The 18,524-nt window shown below is 76.3% G+C and carries 14 protein-coding genes; 5 read left to right on the plus strand and 9 right to left on the minus strand.

Going from position 1 to position 18,524, the window contains the following annotated elements:
- Positions 1 to 15 precede the first annotated feature (15 nt).
- The gene (locus ACFVUY_RS30480) at positions 16 to 507 is read right to left on the minus strand and encodes a hypothetical protein (protein WP_387735345.1); all 492 of its coding nucleotides are present in this window, start codon (positions 505 to 507) and stop codon (positions 16 to 18) included.
- A gap of 155 nt (positions 508 to 662) precedes the next feature.
- Positions 663 to 1,364, minus strand: coding sequence for an aspartate/glutamate racemase family protein (locus tag ACFVUY_RS30485; protein WP_387735348.1), 702 nt, complete (start codon positions 1,362 to 1,364; stop codon positions 663 to 665).
- A 138-nt stretch (positions 1,365 to 1,502) separates the two neighbouring features.
- Between ACFVUY_RS30485 and ACFVUY_RS30490 the strand changes: the two genes are divergently transcribed.
- The gene (locus ACFVUY_RS30490) at positions 1,503 to 1,805 is read left to right on the plus strand and encodes a hypothetical protein (RefSeq protein WP_387735351.1); all 303 of its coding nucleotides are present in this window, start codon (positions 1,503 to 1,505) and stop codon (positions 1,803 to 1,805) included.
- Here the strand turns inward: ACFVUY_RS30490 and ACFVUY_RS30495 are convergent.
- The 4 genes from ACFVUY_RS30495 to ACFVUY_RS30510 form a co-directional block, all read right to left on the minus strand.
- Entirely contained in the window at positions 1,792 to 2,604 is an 813-nt protein-coding gene (locus ACFVUY_RS30495; protein ID WP_387695151.1) for a maleylpyruvate isomerase family mycothiol-dependent enzyme, read from the minus strand. The two genes, ACFVUY_RS30490 and ACFVUY_RS30495, sit on opposite strands and share 14 nt — an antisense overlap.
- A 104-nt stretch (positions 2,605 to 2,708) precedes the next feature.
- Entirely contained in the window at positions 2,709 to 3,614 is a 906-nt protein-coding gene (locus ACFVUY_RS30500) for an ABC transporter ATP-binding protein (RefSeq protein ID WP_387735591.1), read from the minus strand.
- Between the two features lie 44 nt (positions 3,615 to 3,658).
- Positions 3,659 to 6,493: a hypothetical protein gene (locus tag ACFVUY_RS30505; RefSeq protein ID WP_387735354.1), complete on the minus strand. Its 2,835-nt coding sequence runs from the start codon at positions 6,491 to 6,493 to the stop codon at positions 3,659 to 3,661.
- A gap of 139 nt (positions 6,494 to 6,632) precedes the next feature.
- On the minus strand, positions 6,633 to 10,046 hold the full coding sequence (locus tag ACFVUY_RS30510) for an FtsX-like permease family protein (RefSeq protein ID WP_387735356.1): 3,414 nt from the start codon (positions 10,044 to 10,046) through the stop codon (positions 6,633 to 6,635).
- Positions 10,047 to 10,350: 304 nt separating this feature from the next.
- Here ACFVUY_RS30510 and ACFVUY_RS30515 point away from each other — a divergent pair, with 304 nt between their 5' ends.
- The gene (locus tag ACFVUY_RS30515; RefSeq protein WP_387735359.1) at positions 10,351 to 11,373 is read left to right on the plus strand and encodes a helix-turn-helix domain-containing protein; all 1,023 of its coding nucleotides are present in this window, start codon (positions 10,351 to 10,353) and stop codon (positions 11,371 to 11,373) included.
- 264 nt (positions 11,374 to 11,637) lie between these two features.
- On the opposite strand, the gene ACFVUY_RS30520 is transcribed toward ACFVUY_RS30515, so the two are convergent.
- Positions 11,638 to 11,940, minus strand: coding sequence for a hypothetical protein (locus tag ACFVUY_RS30520; protein ID WP_387695147.1), 303 nt, complete (start codon positions 11,938 to 11,940; stop codon positions 11,638 to 11,640).
- A 197-nt stretch (positions 11,941 to 12,137) separates the two neighbouring features.
- On the opposite strand from ACFVUY_RS30520, the gene ACFVUY_RS30525 reads away from it, so the two are divergent.
- The 3 genes from ACFVUY_RS30525 (at position 12,138) to ACFVUY_RS30535 (ending at position 14,027) form a co-directional block, all read left to right on the plus strand.
- A complete protein-coding gene (locus tag ACFVUY_RS30525) occupies positions 12,138 to 12,509 on the plus strand; it encodes a hypothetical protein (protein ID WP_387735362.1) in 372 nt (123 codons plus the stop codon).
- Positions 12,510 to 12,591: 82 nt separating this feature from the next.
- On the plus strand, positions 12,592 to 12,849 hold the full coding sequence (locus ACFVUY_RS30530) for a hypothetical protein (protein ID WP_380357037.1): 258 nt from the start codon (positions 12,592 to 12,594) through the stop codon (positions 12,847 to 12,849).
- Between the two features lie 392 nt (positions 12,850 to 13,241).
- The gene (locus tag ACFVUY_RS30535) at positions 13,242 to 14,027 is read left to right on the plus strand and encodes an MHYT domain-containing protein (RefSeq protein ID WP_387735365.1); all 786 of its coding nucleotides are present in this window, start codon (positions 13,242 to 13,244) and stop codon (positions 14,025 to 14,027) included.
- 228 nt (positions 14,028 to 14,255) lie between these two features.
- Here the strand turns inward: ACFVUY_RS30535 and ACFVUY_RS30540 are convergent, their stop codons facing one another.
- Both ACFVUY_RS30540 and ACFVUY_RS30545 read right to left on the minus strand, forming a co-directional pair.
- Positions 14,256 to 16,292, minus strand: coding sequence for a M4 family metallopeptidase (locus ACFVUY_RS30540; protein ID WP_387735367.1), 2,037 nt, complete (start codon positions 16,290 to 16,292; stop codon positions 14,256 to 14,258).
- Between the two features lie 288 nt (positions 16,293 to 16,580).
- Entirely contained in the window at positions 16,581 to 18,377 is a 1,797-nt protein-coding gene (locus ACFVUY_RS30545) for a hypothetical protein (protein ID WP_387735369.1), read from the minus strand.
- Positions 18,378 to 18,524: the final 147 nt, after the last annotated feature.

Genomic DNA, 18,524 nt, shown 5'->3' on the forward strand with positions numbered 1-18,524 from the left:
CCCGTCCCCGGCCGGTCAGGCGTCCGGCTGGGTGACCGTCAGCCCCCAGTGCACGTCGGGGGCCGACGCCCTCACCCCGACGTGGAAGGACCGGCCCTGCTCGGCCGTCACCACCGCCGAGCCCCTGTCGACGGCCTCGGCCGGACAGGGCACGGTGAACTCCACCGGGGTGGTGTCGCCGTAGTACGGCGTGAAGGTGACCCGCACCTCGCCCGCACCGCCGCTGCCGCCCCGGCAGCCGACCGTGACGGTGACGGGCGGACCGGCCGTGTAGGCGCCGCCGGTGACCGCCCCGCCGTCACCGATCCAGTCCGGGATCCAGATCAGGCCCTCCGGCCCGGGGTAGGGCAGGATCTCGCCCGTCCCCGGCGTCCCGTGCCCGGGCTCCCCGGCCTGTCCTGCCTGTCCGACCTGTCCGGCGGACGCCGGGGCGGCCGTCACCGCGACCGCCGCCATTGCCGCCATCGCCGCGACCGCCGTCGTCCAGGCGAAACTCGCACGCCTCATGGTCATCCCCTCCGTGGTGCCGGGCCCGGGCGTCCCGACGTACCCGCACACTGTCATCCGGCACCGACAGCGCCGCCTGAGTACGGACACTCAAATGGCCCGGTGCTCCCCGCCGCGGCGGGAGGGCGGTACGTCCTCGGCCGGGCGGCACTGCCCTACGCGGGCCCGCCGTCCGCCGGTGCGGCCCCCGCCGCGGGGCGTGCCACCGCGGCGGCGGCAGCGGCGGCGCGCAGCCCGAGGGCCGGGCTGGACAGGACCGGCACCGCGGTCGCGGTCCGCTGCGCGGCGTCAGCCATGGACGCCTGGGCGAGGACGACGGCGTCCGCGTCGTCCACGGCCTCGACGGCGGCCGCGATCGCCGTCAGGTAGCCGGCGCGGTCACCGCTCTCGAACCGGTCCCAGGCGCCCTCGACCACCGCTGCCGTCACCGTGACCGGCCGGCCGGATCGGGCGGCCTCCTCGTCGACGAGGGCCGTGGTCGGACCCAGGGTGCCGGCCAGTGCGGCGATCACGGCGATGCGTGTCACGGCTCGGCCGCCGCCGGGTGCGACGGCGACGGCGGCCGCCGCCATCGGACGGTCGACGCGCAGCACGGGCACTCCCAGCGCCGCGGCCCGGGCCTCCGCGACGCCCCCGATCGTCGAACAGGTGCACAGCACCGCCGCGGCCCCGGCGGCGATCGCCGGGGCGAGAGCCCGGTCGATGTCCCCCGCGACGGCCTCGGGCCCCTCGGCCAGGGCCCTGGCCAGCAGCCCCTCCGACACGACGTGCCGCAGGGACAGCCCGGGGTGCTCGCGGTCGCGGAGCGCGTCGAAGACGGGGACGTGGACCGGGGAGGTGTGGAGCAGCGCCAGCATGCGCGCGATGCTAACGGCCCCGGGGTGCCGGACGCCGTCGCCGGGAGGGCGCCGGGGCGGGGTGTCAGGGGTGGGGGTGGCTGGGCCGGATGCCACGGTGCGGGTGCAGCGGACGGGTCGGGCGGCGAGGTTGTGGAGATGGACACCGTCATCGTGCTCGAACCCGATACGCCGACCAATGTGCGGATCCTCGGCCCCGACCGCGGGCCGGCGGGCCCCGGGGACCCGGTGCGTCTGGCGCACTGCGCCCCCGCGGAGGCCTCCGGCGCCTGCGGCCCCCTGACGCTGTGCGGCCTGAGCACCTCCGACATGACCCTGGCCCCTCGCCGCTCCCCCGCGCCCGGCGGGCCCCAGTGGAACGCCTGCGGGGCGTGCCGTGAGGCCGAGGGGGGCGCGGTGGCCGCCGGTGCCGGGCCGGCGCGCGGGTTCAGGGGGCTGTGAACAGTCCGGGGAAGGACGGGGCCAGCCAGGGCCGGCGGCCCCAGGCGAGCACCTTGCCGCGGGCGATGGCGCCGGTGGTGGAGCAGCGGCCCAGGGCGAGGAGGAAGAACGCCACCGGCTCGACGAGGATCGTGCAGTCGGGGCGGCGGGGCGGCTCCTGGCTGACCGCGACGGCGCCGTCGGTGAAGGTGACCGCGAATCCGCCCGCGCCGCGCAGTCGCAGCCGGTAGCAGGCGCTGTGGCCGGCCGCGGTGCGGGCGTCCGCCACCAGGGGCATGGCCGTTCGCAGGAACGGCATGGTCAGCCCGACGCGTTGCCGGTCGATCGGGTGGGGCCGGCCGAGCGCGACGGCGACGTCGTAGAGGTGGGCCAGCATGTGGGTCAGCAGGTAGGCGCCGAGGGTGTCCAGGTCCATCGGGCCGAGCGGGGTCAGCATCGGCTCGGTGCCGGTGCGCGGGCCGGCCGCCGCCGCGAACTCCCCTGCCTGGCGGGCGATTTGCTCGGCGAGTACGGCCGGGTCGCGTTCGGGTCGCGCGGCCAGCGAGACCTCGTTGGCCGCGGCCAGCGCGCCCGGGGTGCCGTCCCCGTACGGGCGTTCCTCCCCGGCGGCGAGGGCGGCCATCAGCTCGTTGGCCATCGCGAGGTGGGCCGCGGCCTCGGCGACCGTCCACTCGGCGCCGGGGATGCGGATGTCGCCGCGGCAGTCGGCGAGCAGGGGGACGGCTTCGTCGCCGACCGCGGTGACGGCCTGGAGGAGCGCTGTGCGTGTGGCGGAGGGAGAGTGTTGGGGGAACGTCATGGTGGTGAGACTGGTCGACTCCCGCACCGCTGTCCAGTTCCCTGACAGGGCCGGGAGAACGGGTGTTCCTGTCGGTCGGCGGGCGGGCGGGCGGCGGGCGGAGGTCAGCCGCCGTCCGCGGCGGGTCCGGCGCCCGGCGGGCGGTCGCGGTCGGGCCACACGGTGATGTGGTCGTGTTCGAGGACCAGTCGCACGCGGTGCGCCAGGCCGAGGGATTCCGTGAAGTCGCGCGGCAGTTGGAGCCGGCCGACCCGGTCCAGCACCGTGTACTCGACGGGTGCGCCGTCGCCGTCACCGTCGGCGGCCGCGGGGCCCCGCAGCACTTCGGTGGAGGTGCGCCCGTCGCGGATCCGTACCGTGCGGCGGACCTGGTCGGCCACCAGGGCGTCGTGGGTGACGATCAGGACGGTGGTGCCCAGTTCGCTGTTGGCGGTGCGCAGGGCGGTGAAGATCTCCTGCGAGGTGGTGGTGTCCAGTTCGCCGGTGGGTTCGTCGGCGAGCAGCAGGCGGGGTTCGTTGGCGAGGGCGACGGCGATGGCGACCCGCTGCTGTTCGCCGCCGGAGAGCGCGGCGGGGGTGCGGTCGCCCGCCTGGGCGATGCCCATCAGGTCGAGCAGTTCGGTGGCCCGGGCGGCGCGGCGGCGGCGCGGTACGCCGGCGTAGCCCATGGGCAGTTGGACGTTCTCGCGGGCGGTCAGGTAGGGCAGCAGGTTGGCGGCGGTCTGCTGCTGGATCGTTCCGACGGTGCGGCGGCGGTAGGCGGTGCGTTCGCGCCGCTTGAGCGCGCCCAGGTCGGTGCCGTCGACGGTGGCGGTGCCGGCGCTGGGGGTGTCCAGGCCGGCGAGGATGCCGAGCAGGGTGGATTTGCCGGAGCCGGAGGCCCCGACCAGGGCGGTCAGTTCGCCCTCGCGCACGGTCAGGTCGAGTCCCTGCAGGGCCTGGACCTCGACGCCGCCGCGGGCGGTGGTGCCGGTGCGGTAGATCCGTACGAGGCTCTCGCAGTGGACCATGGGCCGGTCGGTCCCGGCGGCGGGTCGTTCGTTCTCACGGGTGGTCACAGGGCCTCCCCCAGTCGTAGGACGGCGCCCAGGGCGCGGCGGCGGGCGATCGCGGTCTCCAGGGCGCCGGCCGCCGTCACCAGCACGGTCAGGGCGAGGCCGAGCGCCGTGGTGGTGGTCCAGTCGGTGTGTGCGGCGGGTTCGAAGGGCGCTCCGGTGAGCGCCTGCAGCCGCAGGCCGGGGCCGAGCGCCCCGGGCAGCAGCAGGCCCAGGGCGGTGCCGCCGGCCGCGGCGGTGAGCAGCAGTGGCAGCGGGTGCAGCAGTTGCAGGGCGAGTACCGAGCGGCCGGTGAGCCCCAGGGTGCGCAGGTAGGAGGTGACGCGGGCGCGTTCGGTGGCGCTGAGGAGGAGGTCCAGGACGAAGGCGCCGAGGGCGAGCAGCAGGGCGAGTGCGGTGGTGACCTGGAAGGCGAGCTGGACCGAGCGGACCAGTCCGTCGGTGCGCAGGGCCTCGAACTCCGCGGCGTGGTCGAGCAGTTCGACCCGCGGGCCGGTCCTGCCGGTGGGGGCGAGCTGCGGGGTGGCCGCGGTGCGCACGGCGGCCCGGTCCAGCGGTGGGGCGCCGGCGGCGGGGTGGAGCAGGAGTGCGGAGGGGTGGCCGGGCTGTGCGGGCAGGCGTTGTGCGGAGGGGCCGGTGAACAGCAGCAGGGCGCCGGGGCGCGGCCCGTTGCCGAGGACCGGTCCGAGGACCGGGTCGCGCAGGGCGTCCTCGGGCAGGGCGCCGATCACGTGGACCAGGACGCGGCTGGTGCCCAGGGCGGACAGTTCGAAGGTGCCGTCGGGGAAGCGGGCGGCCAGGGCGGGGTCGGCCAGGGCGGTGAGCAGCGGTTCGGCGCCGTTCTCGCCGGTCTGCCGCACCGGCGCGTCGGCCCCGTCGGCGGCCAGCAGGGCGCGGGCGACCGGGGAGGAGGGGCTGGCGGCGGACAGGGCGGCGGCGTCCAGTCCGACGAGCTGGGCGCCGGGGAAGGCGGTGCCGTCGTCCTGCGAGGTGAGTTCGCCGCTCGCGCCGGTGACGGTCACCTGGTGGCCGACGGTGGGGACGTGGGAGAGGTCCTCGGGCAGCCGGTCGCGCGGTCCGACCAGGGCGAGCGGTGCTCCGCCGGTGCGCCAGTCGGCGCTCTGGGCGCGGCTGTCGGTGACGGTGCGCGAGATCCCGGCGCCGAAGACGCCGTAGCCCATGGCCAGCGTCAGGACCAGCAGGGCGAGTGCGGCCGTGCCGGTGTGCCGGCCGGCCTGGGCGAGTGCCACCAGCGGGACCGGGCCGCGCGAGCGGCGCGCCCAGTGGGCGGCCCGGCGCAGCAGCGGGGGCAGCAGGCGGAGCAGGACGAGCGCCGCTACCAGGGCCAGCAGGACCGGGGTCAGGGCGAGCGGGAGGTCGAGGCCGGAGCCGGCGAGGGCGCCGCGGGTGCGCAGCGCGGTCAGTGCGCCCGCGGCGAGCAGCAGGGCCAGGGCTTCCAGGGCGAGGCGGCGCGCGCGTGCCGGGGGCCGGGTGCGCGGGGCGGTGGTGAGCAGGGTGGCGGCCGGGGCGCACCAGACCAGCAGGGCGGCGGCGGCCGCCGGCAGGGCGGATCCCAGGGCGGTGCCCTGGGGCGTGGTGGCGCGGGCGATCGCCCAGCCCGCGGCGGCGCCGGCGCCGACCGCGACCGCGGCCTCGGCCAGCAGGCGGCCGGCGATCCCGGCGGTCCCGGCGCCGCGGGAGAGTTGGAGGGCGAAGGCGCCGGCCCGGCGGCGGGCGCCGAGCCGTGCGGTGGCGACGGCGGTGGCCACGACCACGGCGAGCAGTCCGACGAGTGCGAAGCCCTGGAGCTGTTGGGCGCGTCCTCGTTGGGCGGCGTAGGCGTCCAGTTCGGGCGTGAGCCGGTCGGTGACGGCGATCTTGGGCACGATCTGGCCGGCCAGTGTGCAGAGGCCGCCGGATTCGTCCCCGCAGCGCTGGGCGGTGTCGGCGGCGCGCAACCCGGCGAGGGCGGCGCGCAGTTCGGCGGTCCCGGTGGCGGTGGCGGCGGGCCCGGACCGGTCGGTGGCCACGGGCAGGTCCCAGGCCAGTTCGAGCGGTACGGTGCCGCGGCCCGCGACCTGTTCGATCCCTTCGGCGCTGGTGAGGAGTTGGCCGGCCAGTTGCTGGCCGGTCTCGGCCGGGACGGTCCAGGGGGCGACGAGCATCGGGAACTGCTGCCAGAGGCGGTCGGCGCCGTGGTCGGTGCGGAAGACGCCGACCAGGAGCACCGGGGTGGACCAGCCGGTGCCGGCCAGGCCGAATCGCTGACCAATCGTCAGGCCGAGGCGGTCCCTGGTGGTTTCGGAGACCGCGACCTCGACGGCGGGCGGCTGTCCGGGCGGGTCGGTCGGGTCGGGTGCGGGTTGCCGGGGTGCGCGGCCCTGGACGTACTCGACCGGGCCGTGGGCGTCGTCGGGCTGGGCGTGGACCAGGCTGAGCCCCGGGGGCCGGCCGTAGGGGGTGGGGACTCCGGGCCCTTCCGCCACGGCGGATGGGGCGCTCACGCGGCCCTTCGGTGTGCCGAGCGCGGCGGCCAGTCGCGGGCCGGCGGCGGCGCGCACCGCGTGGCCGGCCCGGTCGAGGTCGCGGTCGAGTGCGCCGGGGGCGATCCGGGGCCTGGACGGCAGCGGGACGGTGGTGGACGTGGCGGTGATCAGCGGGCCGGACAGTTGGGCGCGGGCGACCCGGTCCGCGAGCGCGCCGGCGGCGAGGCGGTCGAAGCGCGGCGGCCAGCTCAGCGGGATCGCCGTGAGCAGGACGGAGAGCAGCGCCAGCCCGGCCGCCACCGGCCAGGCGATCCGCGCCTCTCGTCGGATCAGGCGCAGTGTCAGCATGCGGGGCTCCCGCCGTCGAAGCGTCCGTTGCGGGGCAGGGTGCCGGGGGCGGTGCCGGGCGGGGTGCCGGGCCCGGGGGCGCGCCCGCTGCCGGGCGCGAGGCCGGGCCCCGTCCCGGGCCGCCGTCCTGGCGTCGGGCTCATCCGTCCTCCCCCGCGCGCAGGGCCCGGACCAGGTCGACCCTGGCCAGCAGCCGGGTGAGGACCAGGACCGTGAGGGCCAGCAGCAGGCCGCTGGCGAGCGTGGTGAGCGCGGCGGCCGGCCGGCCCGGGGCGGTGGCCAGGGCCGGGAAGACCGGGCCGGAGCTGTCGTCCAGCACGGTGAGCGGCAGCAGCAGGGCCGTCAGCAGCAGGCCCAGCAGGCCGCCGAGCAGCACCGGGGGCACCGTCACCGCCACCTGTTCGGCGCGCAGCATCGCCGTCAGTTCGCCGGTCCGTGCGCCCAGTGCGCGCAGCACGGCGAACTCCCGTTGCCGGGAGCGGGCCGCGCCGACGGCGTGCAGGGTCAGGGCGGTCACCGCGAAGAGCGGGGCGGTGGCCATGACCAGCAGCCAGGCGCAGCGCAGTCCGGCCCGGAACGGGTCGTCGGCCAGGTCGTCGGCGAGCCGCTGTGCGCTCTGGGCGCGGCCGAACGCGCTGTGGCCGTCGACGGCGGCCCAGGTGGCGGCGGGGTCGTCGCTGGCCAGCCACCAGTGGGTGTCGACGGGCGGCGGCGCGCCGGTGAGCGCTCGGTTGGCAGCGAGCGCGGGCAGGTCCAGCAGCAGGTGGCCCTGGCCGCGGCCGTAGCCGGGCAGGGCGTCGACCTCCCCGGTGATGCGGACCTTCTGGTCGCTGTCGCGGTCGCGGTCCCAGGTGAGCCGGATGGTGTCGCCGACCTTGGCGTTCACCGCGTCGAGCAGGGTGCGGTCGGCGATCGCGGACAGGACGGGCGGGGCGCTCCCGTCCGGGGTGCCGGTCGGGGTGCCGGCCGGGGGGCGCACGGCGAAGTACGTGTCCAGGGCGGCCGGGTCCAGGGCGTTCGCGGGGTTCTGGGAGCGCAGCACCGCGTGCAGGAGGCCGGGCCCGCGGCTGTGCCAGGTGCAGGCGGTGGCCCGGTCGTCCTGGGCGCCGCCGTCGAGCACCGAGGCGGGCCGGGCGTCCGGGGCCGGGTCGCCGGCGGGGCAGCCGAGTGCGGTGGGGCTGACGAAGGGCGCGCCGGAGCGGACCCAGGACCGGTCCGGTCCGAGGGCGAGGTCGGTTCGCCGGTCGCCGGTGACGGCGCTGATCCGCGGCAGGTCCAGGTCCAGGGTGGTGCGCCGGGCCAGCGGGCCGGGGAAGCGGACGCCGACGCGGGCGAGGGTCAGCGGGTAGCTGCGCCGGCCGCCGTCGGCCAGGTTCACGGTCAGCGGGTGGGGGCGGCCGTCGGCCGTCAGCGGGAGGGCCAGCTGCTCGGTCAGCCCGTCGGCGTCCTGGATCCACAGCAGCAGGCTCGGGCCCCGGTCCGGCGGTGCGGGGTCGGCGGTGGCCTGGACGGTCAGCTCCAGGGCGGTCGGCTCGCCGGGGATCGCGAGCCCCTGGGCGGGCGCGGCGGTCAGCGGGGCCAGCAGCGCCGGTGCCGGGCGGTCGGCCTGGTCGGGGCGCAGGGCCGGCAGGGCGCCGGAGGCCGCGGCGGCGGCGGTGTCGACGGCGACGGTCCGGATCACGGCGCTGCCCACGTAGGCCGACTGGTCGGCGACCGGGGTGAGGGCCGTGACGCCCGGCAGCGCGGCCAGCGCGCTGTGCCGCTGCGCCGCCGCGCCGGTCACCCCGGACAGCCGCAGGTCGGCGCCGACGGCGAAGGCGGCCCGGTCGCGGTCGCCGGCCGGCAGTGCGGCCAGGACCCCGGCGGCCAGGCCGGCGCAGGCCACGGCCAGGAGCGTGACCAGGACCGGGACCGCCTGGCGGCCGGCGTCGCGGCTCAGCCGCCAGGCGCCCAGTGGCGCGACCAGTCCGCGGGAGCGGGCGGCCGCCCGTTCCAGCAGCCGTCCGGCCGGCGGCAGCACCCGCAGCGCCAGCACCGCGCCGGCCACCGCCATCGCCGCCGGGGCGAGCACCAGGACCGGGTCGACTCCGGTGTCGAAGCCCGCACCCTCGTCGGGCACCACCACGCCCTGGTAGTGGTGCAGTTGGAGGAAGCCGAGAACCGCCACGGCGAGCAGCGCCAGGTCCGCTCCGGCCCGCTGCAGGCCCGGCCGAAGCGGGCGGCGCCGGCGGAGCGCCTGCCGGGCGTGCGGGTCCCAGGCCTGCCGGGCGAGCGGCAGCAGCAGGGCCGCGCCGTGCACCGCGAGCGCGAACCCGGCGGCCCACCAGGCGGTTCGGCCGTCGGCCGCGGTCAGGCCGTGCGCCCCGGCGCCGCGCAGAACGGCGGCGAGCAGCGGCTCGACCAGCAGCAGCCCGCAGGCCGCCGCCGGCACGGCGGCCACCGCCCACTCGCCGGCCGCCACCGCGAGCAGCCGCGCCAGGCCGGCTCCCCGGGAACGCTGGAGCGCCTGCTCGACGGCGATCGCGTCGGCCAGCCGACGAGCCGTCAGAACCAGGACCACCGAGGCGAGTACGGCGAGCAGGGCGAGCGGAACGGCGATCTCGGCCCTGGCGGCCAGGGCCGGCACCGCCTGGCCGTCGACCGCGGCGGGCAGCGCGCTGCGCACCCTGGTGTCGGCCAGGGGCGGGGCTGCGCCGCGGTAGACCGAGCGGGCGGTGTCGGAGCCGGCGAGGACGGCCACCCGGTCTCGCAGCGCGGCGAGTTCGGGCAGGCTCGACCGGCCGGTGTCGGGCAGGGCCAGCCAGACGGCCTGGGTGCGGCTGCCGAACGTGGGCAGGGCCGTCAGCTGGGCGCCGTCGGCCAGCAGCAGGGCGCGGTCCGCGCCGTCGGCGCCGGCCAGGCCGCTCCAGAAGGCGTCGGCGGCCGGGTCGGGGCGGTAGACGCCGGTCACGGTGAGTGTGAGCGGGCCGCCGGTGGCGGGGTCCGGGACGACCGCGGTGCTGCCGCTCGCCAGGCCGAGGCGGTCGGCGACGGTCTCGGGGAGGGCGACGCGCAGGGCGTTCCCGGGGGCGGCGGCGGGGGCGGCGGAGGACGCGGTGGGGGCGAGGGCGGGGGCGGGGGCGGGGGCGGCGTCCGGCCAACTGCCGCTGCTCAGCCGGGCGTAGCGGCCCGGGTCGGGCAGTGCCACCGGGAGCCCGGGCAGGCCGGTTTCGGTGGCCTGCCGGCGCGCGGCGAGCGGCAGCGGCAGGTCCACGGCGATACCGGCCCGCAGCGCGGTCTCGGAGCGGAAGGGGACGCCGGCCATCGCCCGGACCAGTGCCGTGTGCACCGCCCGGTCGGCCGCGGGCAGGCCCTGCGCCGTCCAGCGCGCGGACACCTCCACCGAGCGGCCGGCGTCGGCGGCGAGGCGCTGGCGCACCCCGGCCGCGGCGGCCGACTGCGCCAGCCCGGCCACCGCGGACAGCACCGCCGTCGCCACCAGGATGCTCACGGCCACGGCCGCCAGCACCGCGCCGTGCCGCCCGATCCGGCGCCCGACCCCCGCCAGCACCATCCGCCACTCCCCTCGGCGCCCTTCGCTCGGCTCCGGGGCGCACGTCACGGGACCACTTGCGGCCCAGAGCTGAGGTTCTATCACAGCGAACCAGCAGTGGTCTGTACCAATCAGATCACGGTCCTTCCCGTACAACCCGAACCGCCCCCGCCGTGTCGAACTGCCGCGAGGAGGAGGAACGACGGGGCAGGGCGGCGGCCACGCCGCCGGACTCCGAGGAGTCCGTCAAGGGCGGGGCCGCGGGGAGGACCTGCCGGCCCTCCCCTGGGAAATCGCTTGAGAAGGGGTGGAAGTGTCCGTGGGGGTGGAAGTGTCCGTGGGGGTGAAGGGCGTGGCCGGAGGCGACGGTCCGTCGGCGGAGGAGCGTTTCGAGCACTGGCGGGACCTGGTCGGACGGACGCGGGTCTGCGACGCGACCAGCGCCCATGTCGACAGCTTCACGGCGCAGGTGCGTCGGGTCGAGCTGGGGCCGGTGGCGCTGCTGGGGACGTCGTTCCCGTCGGCGAGGTTCCGGCGGACCGAGCGCATGGTGCGCCAGTCGGACGAGGAGCTGTACCACCTGACGCTGCTGACGGCCGGCGGCCAGGCCCTGAGCCGCGCCGGCGACCAGCGGGAGACGATCGGGGTCGGGGACCTGACGATCGTCGACAGCTCGCACCCGTACGACGTGCGGTGCTTCGGCGCCGGCGACCCCGGCCAGGAGCGGTTCGGGGCCGCCGGCGTGGGCGTCGACCTGCCCGCCTCGCTGCTGCCGGTGCCCCCGGACCGGCTGCGCGACCTGCTCGGGCGCAGGCTGTCCCGGCGGGAGGGGACGGGGGCGCTGCTGGCGGAGTTCCTCCTCGGCCTGGACCGCCGGGCCGCCGCCCTGGCACCGGCCGAGACGTGCCGCCTCGGGACGGTCGTGGTCGACCTGGTGGGGGCCTGGATCGCCGGGGAGCTCGACGCCGTGAACGCGCTGCCGCCGGACGCCCGGCAGCGGACCGTGGTGGAGAGCGTCCGGTCCTTCGTCCGGCACCACCTCCACGACCCCGGCCTGACCCCGCCGGTGGTCGCCGCCGCCCACCACATCTCCGTCAGCCACCTGCACCGGCTGTTCACCCGGCACTCCCAGGGCGAGACCCTCGCCGCGTTCATCCGCGGCCAGCGGCTGCGGAAGGCCCACCGCGACCTCGCCGACCCCGCCCTGCGCGCCCTGTCGATCCAGGGCGTCGCCGCACGCTGCGGCATCCCCGGCGCCTCCGAGTTCAGCCGCGCGTTCAAGGCGGCGTACGGCCTCTCGCCCCGCGAGCACCGGCAGCGGGCGCTGTCGGGGGCGGCGCGGGAGTAGCCGCGGGGCGCGGGACGGATCCCGGCCCGCGGCGGCGACCGCTGCCGGGCGGCACGGCCCGGTCGCCGAACTCTCCCCGGACTCCGCCGAGTTCGGGGAGAGTTCGGGCGACCGGGGATCATGGGCCGCACACGTCGGCGGCTCTCGACGCGGACTGCCGGGATCCCCGCACGACGGGAATCCCGGCAGTCCTCCAGGGCTCCCTGGTGGCTGGGGGCGGCTTCTCGGCCTGCGGGCCACTCAGGGGCGAACGGTCCGGCCCGGTCAGGCCAGGGAAACCGACCCGCGGTAGAGCGAGGAACCCACGCTGGTGCAGTACGCGTAGCTCCAGGATCCGCCACCGACCCGGCGCAGGTCTCCGTACACGGTCTGGCCGCTGTTGCACAGGGCGACGGCCCGGAAGTAGGTGGCGCCCTCGGAGCAGTACGCACCGAACGTGTTGCTGTCGCTCCAGGTGGAACAGGAAGTGTTCGTCGTGGTCGCCGACGCCGGCGTGGCGGCAGCGATTCCGAGCGTGAGCGAGGCCGCGGCGACGGCCGTTGCCGCGAATTTGCGTATCTTGAGCATCGAATTCCCCTCCCGGACAGGGCAGTCCGCTTTCGGGCGAAGGCGGCTGCGTCGTGCCTGAGGCTAGAACGGAACCATCCCCGGGCGGCGGTTCCTCGCGGGCCGGCGGACGCGGTGCCAAGAGCCTGCGACGCTGTGCACAGTCACGGACGGAATCACCCCCCGGCGGCCTGGTCGGGGGCGCGCGGGCCGCCACCGTGCACCGGCTCGGCGCGCCCGGCAGCACCCTCGCCTACGAGCTCAAGGACGTGGCCGCCGAGCCGCCGGCCGTGCGCACGTCCCCCGTGTACGTCGCGGCCCGGCAGCGGCTCGGCATCGATCTGCGCGCGCTCTTCGACGCCGATCCCCGCCCCGACTCCGCCGCCCGACTCGCCAGCCGGGGCTGGACGGTGACCGTGCGCAGCCCGTACGACTTCACCGCCGTGCACGGCCGCGGCCCGCTGCCGGAGCCGAGCGACGCGCCGGCGGCCAACCGCTGGGTCTTCGCCGCCCGCCCGGGGCCGTCGGAAGGCGGGGAGGCCTCGGGCGCCGGTCCGCGCCGGCGGACGCCGGTTCCGGGGCCCCGGTAGGGGCGGGCCTTCGAGCGCCGCCGCGGGCCCGTGCGGGCCCGCCGGCGCGGACCGCCCGGGCCCGCACGGGAGAATGGGCCGGGTGACCAGCACTCAGCCGCTCCCCCGGGGCCTCACCGCCCTGATCCCCGTCGCCCCCGCACCGGCCACGCCCGGTGAGCGGGCGGCCTCCCAGCTCCTCCATCTGCGCAGTGTGGAGGTGCCCCTGCCGCTCCTGGTGGCCGCCGCGGAGCTGATCGCCCCGCAGCTGGAGAGCGAGGACCCGGTCACCCGGGAGGCCGCCGAGGCCGTTCAGGCCCGTCTGCGGGCCGTCATCGCGCAGGCCGCGCTCGGGCGGTAGCGGGCGGCCCCGTCCCCGGTGTGCCGCGGGCCGGCTTTTCCGCGCGGGTGAATTCTGCGGCGTTTTCCGTGCCCCCGCCGTTCGGCGGGGGCACCCCCGCCGTCGGACGGAATTGTTCAAGGTGTTTCACAAAAGGGAAATTGACGCCCCCGTCGCGAGAACGACCTGCCCCGGCGCAATGTCGATCATGAACCGCCGCCATCGGCGGATTCCCCTGAAAACCCCTCAGCAATTCCGTCGGCCGCCGATTTCGCGGAATCAAATTGATCGCTATACGATCCATCGGGAATCGGATCCTGATCCCCCGCCGGAACGGCAACCCCACAGTCGCCGCCCCGCCCCGGACAGGAGAGCGCTCCGCCCCCCTCCGCAAGAACGCACCCCAGGTGGCCATGCATCCCCACACCGCCCACATCGACGGGTTCCACTACGGCTGGATCAACCCGCTCCTGTCCTACCTCATCGCCTGCACCGGCGCGGCGCTCGGACTGCGCTGCACCGTACGGGCCCTGACCCTGCCGCCGGCCCGCCGCCTGGGATGGCTGCTGCTGTCCGCGGTCGAACTCGGCTGCGGCATCTGGACCATGCACTTCATGGCGATGATGGGCTTCGCCGTCACCGGCTCGACCGTCGTCTACCGTGTCCCCGAGACCCTCGGCAGCCTGCTGCTGGCCGTCGTGGTCGTCGGCGCCGGCGTCCTGTACGTCGGCTACCGCCGCAGGACGACGGCGTCCCTGCTGATCGGCGGCACCGTCACCGGCTGCGGTGTCGCGGCCATGCACTACCTCGGCATGTCCGCCATGCAGGTCGAGGGCGAGGTCTCCTACGACCCCGTGCTGGTGGCCGTCTCCATCGCCATCGCCGTGGCCGCCGCCACCGCGGCGCTGTGGATGACCCTCAACATCACCGGCTTCGCGGCCTCGCTGGCCGCCTCCCTCGTCGCCGGGGTCGCGGTCACCGCCATGCACTACACCGGGATGGCCGCCGTCTCCGTCCAACTGGACGAGCGGTTCCGGGCCGACGGCCTGCCCGCCTCCCAGTTCGTCGTGCCGCTCGCCGTCGCCATCATGGCCGTCATCGCGATCGGCGGGTTCGTCCTCACCCTGTCCCCGCCGGAACCGGTCGACACCCCGGCCCGGGAGCCGCTGCGCGTCAAGCTCTTCGACCGCAGCACCTGACCACCGCAGCAGCCGACCGACCGCCGCGCCGTGGGCACGGCGCGCCGACGCGCCCCGGGGGCGGCCCACTGTCCAGGCCGCCCCCGGGGCTTCGGTGCGCACCGCGGCATCCCGGGGCCCTCTCCCCGGGACCCCTCCGGCATCCGTCGGCGCGCACGGCCGCGCCGCGGTCCGTCCCCCTCGACGGGCCGCGGCGCAGCGGCTTCACGGGGTGTCAGCGCGAGCCGGTCACACCTGCTGCCAGAGCGCGGGGACGTTCGGCGGCTCCCAGCCGACCAGGGCGGTGTGGCCCTGGAGGCAGCGGTAGCTGACGCCGTTGTAGGTCACGATGTCGCCGGCCTGGTAGGTGGTGCCGGCGGTCCAGGTGCCGCCGGGGTTGGGCGAGTCCTTGCCCACCGTCAGGCTGTACTGGGCGGTGTGGGTGGTGGTGCCGGCGGTGCCGGTGACGGTGATCTGGTAGGTCCCGTTCGCCGCGCCGGAGGAGGCGGTCAGGGTCAGGGTGGCGGAGGAGCCGGCCTGGACGGAGGAGGGGTTGAAGCTCGCGGTGACGCCGGCGGGGAGGCCGGAGGCGGTCAGGGCGACGGTCTGGGCGGTGCCGGAGGTCACCGCGGTGCTCACCGTGGCCGTGGTGGAGGCGCCGGGCTGGACGGAGCCGGAGGCCGGGCCGAGGGAGAGCGAGAAGTCGTTGCTGCCGTTGTTGGCGCAGGTGGGGTCGCCGGTCTGGGCGGGGACGCTGACGGCGTCCCAGGCGGCCTTGGCCCGGTTGAAGAAGGTGCAGGTCGGGTCGATGCTCTTGGCGGCGGTCAGGGTGGCGGTGCGGTAGCGCTTGTAGGTCATGCCGCTGGTCTTGAGGAGCATGCCGCCGTAGAAGACCCGGCCGGCGTCCTTGATGCCGATGCCGGTGACGGAGGAGTTGTTGCAGGTGGGGCTGGTGGGCTTGCCGCCGCCGGGGTTGGAGCCCTCGGCGAGGAGGTAGAACCAGTGGTTCAGCGGGCCGGCCGCGGCGTGCTCCTCGGTGTTCGGGATGGACGCCGAGTAGCAGTTGGGGTTGTTGCTGACCAGGGAGGGGTTGTACATGTTGCGGATCGGGCCGTTGCCGACCAGGTTGATCATCTCGCCGACGGTGTAGTCCGGGGTGTCGTAGGGGGCGGGCTCGTTGGCGTAGGCCTCGGTGAGGGCGCCCATGATGTCGCCGGTGGCCTCGCCCAGGCCGGACTCGTTGTTGGCGCCGCCGGGGGTGTACTGGTCGATGCCGTGGCCGAACTCGTGGCCGACGACGTCGATGGAGGCGATCCACTTGTTGGCCTGGCTGTGGCCGATGGATATCGTGCTGCCGTCCCAGTAGGCGTTGACGTCACTGAGGCCGACCTTGACCGGCCAGCTGCCGCCGTTGCCGTTGTGGCCGTTGCGACCGAGCCAGTCGCGGAGCATGTCCCATTCCTTCTGGGCCGCGAACATCGCGTCGCCGCAGCCGGTCTCCTTGCTGGAGGCGCTGCCGGTGCCCCAGGAGTCGCTCGACTTGGAGAAGACCTGGCCGGTGCCGTAGTCGGCGCAGGAGAGGCCGGGGCGGTTGGGGTCGCGCAGCGAGTAGGAGCCGCCCGAGGCGGTGGTGGCGATCGTCGGGGAGGGGCCGTTCCACTCGCTGTTCAGGGTGCCCGCGTGGACGTCGTCGTAGCTGTCGACGATTTCGCCGGTGGTGGCGTCCACGAAGACGTGCAGGTGGCTGGGGGCGGCGCCCTTGTGGCCGGCCAGGACGGTCTCCCAGGCCAGGCGGCTGGTGCCGTCCTTGACCCGGACGACCAGGCGGCGGGACTCGACCGTGTCGACGGAGGCCGCCTTGGTGCGGGCGGTCCGCTCCGCCTGCGCGGCGCTGATCCGTGCGGTGGTGGAGGTGCCGACGGGGCCGGTGGCGGCGGACTGCAGGGCGCGGACCGTGCCCCGGGAGTCGGCGAGGACGACGGCGTCGCCGCCGACCACGGGCAGTCCGCGGTAGCTGCGCTCGTAGGCGACGGAGTAGAGGCCGTCCACCCAGGGGGTGACGGCCTTGCGCTCGTAGGTCTCGTCGCTGCCCTTGGCCAGTGCGTCCAGGCCCGCCGTCACGGCGGCGTCGGCGGCGCGCACCGCCGCGGCCTGCCCGTTGGGCGGGGCCGGGGTGGTGTCGGGTGCGGCGGTGGCCGGCCCCGCGGTGGCGGCGATCATGCCGGCCAGCACGGTCAGGGTGGTCGCCGCGGTCAGCAACCTTCCTGCGGAAATCCTGCGTTGCATCGGGGCTCCTCGCGTGTGGGGGTCCTCGACCGCGGACGGCAGGCTGGGGAGGCGTCGCGGGGCCGCCTCTGGAGGGGACGGCCGTGCGGGCCGTCCGCGCTCGGGTGCCCGAACCCTCACACGGCGTCATGGCCGGGTCAATGGCTGGTGCGCGTGAGGCGCCGGGTTGGCAAATTCCGTCAAGCCCGCAGGGGCGGGTCTGCGTCGAGCTGGGCTTTTCCCGAGGTGGTTGAGACCACATCAGGGGTGACGGAGAGCGATCGGACGGGCGGTGGCGGGGCCCGGCCGTCAGGGCCGGGCGGGTGCCGGGTCCTGGACGCGCCCCTGCAGGGCCTTGGACAGTTCGGCGACGCAGGAGGCGAGTTGTCCGGTCGTCAGCTGCCCCGGGTCGCCGCCACACCCGGCCGCCGGTGCGGCCGGTGTCGGGGCCGCTGTCGGGGCCGGGGCCGGGCGTCCGCCGGGCGCGGTGATGTCGCCGCTCAGCGAGACCAGGTTGGGGGTCACCGTGGCGTCGCCCGACAGGTCGATGTAGTCCTGGGTCTGCCCGTTGAAGTCCACGAAGCCGCGCCACATGTCCCGGCCGAACGGGACGATCTCCTGCAGCGCGCCGCCCTGCCCGGCGCTGATGGTGATCGAGGTCTGCTGCGCCATGTACGACACCATCCGGCTGGCCAGCACGTCCAGGTTCACCGACGGGCTGTCGTCGCCGCGCACGTACACGTGCAGGTCGTTGAGGCCGCCGCCGACCCGGTCGGCCTGCAGGACGGCGAAGGCCACCACCAGTTGCGAGGAGCTCTCCCGCGGCACCAGCGGCGTCACGTAGTACAGGTGGCCGTCCGCCCTGGAGCGCAGCAGGAACTCGCCCGGGTTGACGGCGTTGGTCGACGCCGAGGTGTGCGCGTAGCCGAAGCCGCGGTCGTCCTTCGCGCCGCGGCCGCCGAGCCACTGGATCTCGTGGATCTGCGAGCGGACCACCGAGGCCGGGTAGACGGCCCCCGGCAGTTCGCCCGGGGCCACGTCCGCCCGGTACGTCATGCTCGGGCGGCCGTCGGGCGAGCCGCGCAGCACCAGCACCCCGGCGGGTTCCAGGACGGTGCGCTGGCGCCAGCCGGTCTGCCGGGCCACCGAGATCACCACCACCGGCTGGGCGGTGCGGGGGTCGGTGCCGTCGCAGTAGCCCCAGATGTCCTGGTCGCTGTGGACGAGGTCCGGGAAGCGCTCGGCGAGCAGGTTGCGCAGGCTGACGGCCCCGGTGCCGGCGAAGGCCCGGCCGAAGGCGTGCTCACCGCGGAAGGCGCAGGTGGTGACGGAGTTGGAGCGGCCGTCCCAGACGGCGACGCCCTCCATCGGCTGCTCGCCGGAGCCGTCCAGGACGGCCGTCCAGACGCCGCCGCCCGGTGAGGCGTCGGGCAGGTAGTGCAGGCTGTGGCCCATCAGGTGGACCCCGGAGGTCAGGCCGGCACTGTCGGTGAGCGCCTTGGTGGCCGCCGCGTAGGAGGCGGTGCGGGCCTCGAAGTCGAAGTCCGGCATCGGCGCGGTCTTCACGCAGGCCGGCACGTCGGCGGTGCCGACCAGGTCGCAGCGGGTGCCGTCGCCCGCGCGGGTGTGCTCGGTCACCGGCAGGACCGAGCGCGGTGTGCCGGCCCCGCCGGCGGGAACGTCGAGCACGGTGGCCGCCGCGTAGAAGCGGCCCGCGTCCTTGTCGTCGTCCCACAGTCCGGTGCCCGTGCGCACCAGCGAGCCGGCCACCGCCAGCAGCACCGCCGCCAGTGCCAGGCGCACCCGCCACCCGCCGTAGCCGGCCCCGGACTCCTGCGCGACGTAGGTGACCACGCCCACCGTGCCGCACAGCCCGATCGCGACCCAGAGCCAGAACAGCGGCGCCGCGTCCAGCACGCCGCCGTGCGGGAGGAACTCCCGCTCGATCAGCAGCGCGTAGCTCTGGTCCTGCTGCCCGAACCCGCCGAACACGGTGTGCTTGACCAACCGTACCAGCAGTGCGACCAGCGGCATCCACAGCCACCAGACGGCCAGCGCCGTCAGCCCGCGCCGCACCACGCCCCGCCGGACATCACTCTTCGTCACACGCCACCCCTGTCCCCGCCCCGGCCGGCCGCTGCCCCGCGCGCCGGTCCGCGACCTGACGGCGGGCGTCCGATGGTACGCGCCGCACCGCCCCGGCCGCCGGGATATCGCCCGGCCAACCCTGCGCCCGCCCAAGGGGTTTGCCGT

This window comes from Kitasatospora sp. NPDC058063, from assembly GCF_042885395.1.
Lineage (GTDB): Bacteria > Actinomycetota > Actinomycetes > Streptomycetales > Streptomycetaceae > Kitasatospora > Kitasatospora lactacystinica.

Coding starts and splice junctions, on each gene's coding strand:
- ACFVUY_RS30480 (WP_387735345.1), bottom strand. CDS start 507: ATGAGGCGTGCGAGTTTCGCCTGGACGACGGCGGTCGCGGCGATGGCG.
- ACFVUY_RS30485 (WP_387735348.1), bottom strand. CDS start 1,364: ATGCTGGCGCTGCTCCACACCTCCCCGGTCCACGTCCCCGTCTTCGAC.
- ACFVUY_RS30490 (WP_387735351.1), top strand. CDS start 1,503: ATGGACACCGTCATCGTGCTCGAACCCGATACGCCGACCAATGTGCGG.
- ACFVUY_RS30495 (WP_387695151.1), bottom strand. CDS start 2,604: ATGACGTTCCCCCAACACTCTCCCTCCGCCACACGCACAGCGCTCCTC.
- ACFVUY_RS30500 (WP_387735591.1), bottom strand. CDS start 3,614: ATGGTCCACTGCGAGAGCCTCGTACGGATCTACCGCACCGGCACCACC.
- ACFVUY_RS30505 (WP_387735354.1), bottom strand. CDS start 6,493: ATGCTGACACTGCGCCTGATCCGACGAGAGGCGCGGATCGCCTGGCCG.
- ACFVUY_RS30510 (WP_387735356.1), bottom strand. CDS start 10,046: ATGGTGCTGGCGGGGGTCGGGCGCCGGATCGGGCGGCACGGCGCGGTG.
- ACFVUY_RS30520 (WP_387695147.1), bottom strand. CDS start 11,940: ATGCTCAAGATACGCAAATTCGCGGCAACGGCCGTCGCCGCGGCCTCG.
- ACFVUY_RS30535 (WP_387735365.1), top strand. CDS start 13,242: ATGCATCCCCACACCGCCCACATCGACGGGTTCCACTACGGCTGGATC.
- ACFVUY_RS30540 (WP_387735367.1), bottom strand. CDS start 16,292: ATGCAACGCAGGATTTCCGCAGGAAGGTTGCTGACCGCGGCGACCACC.